The organism is Paenisporosarcina sp. P4_E4_2 (assembly GCF_056401595.1).
Genome location: NZ_JBFUJC010000344.1, coordinates 1 through 3,239 on the forward strand (window position 1 = coordinate 1; position 3,239 = coordinate 3,239).

Annotated in this window: 3 protein-coding genes; all 3 read right to left on the reverse strand. The window is 40.7% G+C overall.

From position 1 onward, the window contains the following. A partial coding sequence (locus AC1DSB_RS16775; protein WP_477587165.1) for a type II 3-dehydroquinate dehydratase occupies positions 1 to 268 on the reverse strand: 268 nt, incomplete at its 3' end. A gap of 60 nt (positions 269 to 328) precedes the next feature. Then, entirely contained in the window at positions 329 to 751 is a 423-nt protein-coding gene (locus AC1DSB_RS16780; RefSeq protein WP_477532615.1) for a hypothetical protein, read from the reverse strand. Positions 752 to 1,012: 261 nt separating this feature from the next. Beyond that, a partial coding sequence (locus AC1DSB_RS16785; RefSeq protein ID WP_477587166.1) for a vitamin B12-dependent ribonucleotide reductase occupies positions 1,013 to 3,239 on the reverse strand: 2,227 nt, incomplete at its 5' end.

The following is a 3,239-nucleotide window of genomic DNA, read 5'->3' on the forward strand; positions in this document are numbered from 1 at the left end:
CGATGGCATCACGTATCGCATAACTTGTATGAGTATAAGCTCCAGGGTTGAAAATAATGCCGTTAATTCCATCATCTTCTGCATTGTGCAGCCAATCAATTAGTTCACCTTCGTGATTCGATTGCTTACATTGAACATGAATATCCGATTGTTTTCCGTAAGTTATAAGCTTTTGCTCTACATCTTCCAACGTTTCATGTCCATAAATAGCAGGTTCACGTTTTCCTAAACGATTTAGGTTAGGCCCATTTAAACAAAGAATTTTCATCTTTTTTCCTCCAGTTCCATCGTGCCCCCTTCATTTTATCATAACAAATAGTTGCAGCAACTACTTTCTCTTGTCATCATAAACCTCTTGGTCATAGTAATGAATCGTCTCGGCAAGGGCTCTGCAAATTATTAAAATAACCGAAATAATCGGTACCGACTTCCAACTTATATGGGAAAAATCTTGATAAATACTCCATTCCAGCAGAATCCAGATGGCAAATCCAACAACAATTGACGTGGCAATCGCCGGCATTTTGCTGACAATCATGAACAGAGCCATCGCAAGATTGATGATCAAGAAGACGACCAGAAAAGTAAGAAACCATTTGACTGATGGGTGAGCGTCGGAAAATACTTGCCATCTCTTAGTCCATTTTATTGGGCTCCATGGAATATAATCAAAAACATATAAAAACTTTAATATTATAGTGAAAACCACAGCATGTGCTACTGAAATCGTTAAGAAGTGAGTACCTTTCATTCAAATCACATTCCTTTCTATTTATTCAATTTTGACTAACCTCACTCTCTCTATTCATAGATATAGTGCTTTTTAAAAAAATTAGTACAATTAAAGCGATAATTACTGTTGCAAGCGTTGATACGGCTCTTTCATTGTTAAACAGATTAATCTAAAACGAAAAAACGCACGTTGTATCCCAAGGATACAGCGTGCGTTTTCTTCATCTAATAAATCTACTTGCTAGTGGCATTCTCAAAACAGCGTTTTTAACTGTTAAACTTAAAGTCCACATTTCAATTGAGCACCGCAATTTGTACACGTATTACAGCCACCCATTTCTTTTACGGTCCCCTGACGGCAAACAGGACATGTGTTTCCTACTTCTGAGCCGATTGTGACATTCGTTGAACGAAGATCTTGGATTGTATCGATCAGGACAACTGGACGTTTCCCAATGATGGTTTCTTCATAATGATGTTCATCCATCACATTTTCTTCCGCTTTAAGTGTCAGGACTTGTGCATCACGGCTGCCATCCACATAAACTGTCCCGCCTTTAGCACCACCACGATAAAGTCTTTCATAAACGCCTTGTACTTGTTCAACTGTATAACCGCGTGGTGCATTAACAGTTTTCGAAATCGAGCTGTCAATCCAACGTTGAATTATGCACTGAACATCCGCATGCGCTTCAGGTGCCAATTCCATTGAAGCAACAAACCATTCTGGCAAGCTTTGTTCATCTGCTTCAGGGTTTGCGTTCAAGTATTCCTGAACAATGTCCGCTTTTACTTCGATGAATTTCCCTAAACGGCCACTACGAAAGTACGTGAAGGAGAAATAAGGTTCCAGACCTGTCGACACTCCCACTAATGTTCCAGTTGATCCAGTTGGTGCTACGGTCAACAAGTGAGAGTTGCGAATGCCTGTTTCTTTGATAGACTGACGAACATGCTCAGGCATTTTTTTCATAAATCCGGTATTGATGAAAGCGTCTCTCAGACGGTTAGTTTCTTCATTTGTTTCCCCTTGCAAGAACGGGAAACTTCCACGTTCTGCAGCAAGTTCTGCAGATGTTTCATATGCTGTTACTGCTATCGTTTCGAAGATTTGGTCGACAAGAACGTTACCTTCCACTGAACCGTACTCTTTTTCACAATAAATTAGTAAGTCTGCAAGCCCCATTACTCCTAGACCAACACGACGTTCACCCAAAGCTTGTTTTTTATTGTCTTCAAGGAAGTAAGGTGTTGCATCAATAACATTGTCCTGCATGCGAACTCCAACACGTACTGTTTCTCTCAAGCTATCAAAATCGACAGTTTTTGTATCTTTATTCGCAAACTGAGCTAAATTCACAGCTGCCAAGTTACATACAGAATTAGGTGCCAACGGTTGTTCTCCACATGGGTTGGTAGCAACCACTTGTTGTCCATACGCTTTTGCATTGGTCATTTCGTTTGCATTGTCGATAAAGAAAATGCCAGGCTCTGCAGAATACGTTGCACAAACGTTAATGAGATTCCACAAATCTTTCGCTTTCATCGTACGGTAAGTTCGGATGGCATGTCCTTGTTTTTCCCATTCACGTACATCCCCGACTTCGTGCCATTTCTCATTGTACGTTACCATTTCCTCAGCTGAATAACTTTCAACAGCGGGGAAGCGTAACTCGTGATCGCCGTCTTCTTCCACAGCTTTCATGAAATCGTCGGTCAATGTCACAGATATATTGGCTCCTGTTAAGAATTCGGAATTGTTAACACTATATGTGCCTCCATCGTGGAGTTTCGTTTCTGCATCACGGAAAATTGCATCACTGAATCCACCCTGGCCAGGAATTGTCTTGTAATTTACTATCCCTTGGTACATTGCTTCTTCTTGATGTGTCAGAGCTTTAAATTTAAGCTTGTCATTCGCTAATTGCTTGATGGTTTCATCATTTGTATTTTCAATCAGGAAACGTAGAATTCTAGGATTTTGCATTTTGGAAATGATGAATTCCGCAATGTCAGGATGCCAATCTGCCAACATAATCATTTGAGCGCCTCTGCGACTGCCGCCTTGCTCAACCAAATGTGTTAGTTTTGCGATATCGTCCAACCATGAAACAGAACCAGATGACTTTCCGTTTACACCTTTAGCGAGTGTATTGCGTGGACGCAAAGTTGATCCGTTTGTTCCAACTCCCCCACCTCGACTCATAATTTCCATTACTTGTTTACGGTGATCGGAAATACCTTCACGGGAATCCGGCACAAAGGGCATAACGTAACAATTGAAGTATGTAACGTCTGTTCCTGCACCCGCTCCATAAAGCACACGTCCTGCGGGAATAAATTTCAATTGGACCAATTGCTTATAAAACTTTTCAAACCATTCTTTTTTCTTCTCTTCAGAAGTTTCAACAGAAGCAAGTCCGGTCGCATTGCGTTTAGCAATTTGCTCATAGAAAACTTCCAAAGGTTTTTCGATAACATTAATGGAACGAGTTACAATACCCGAC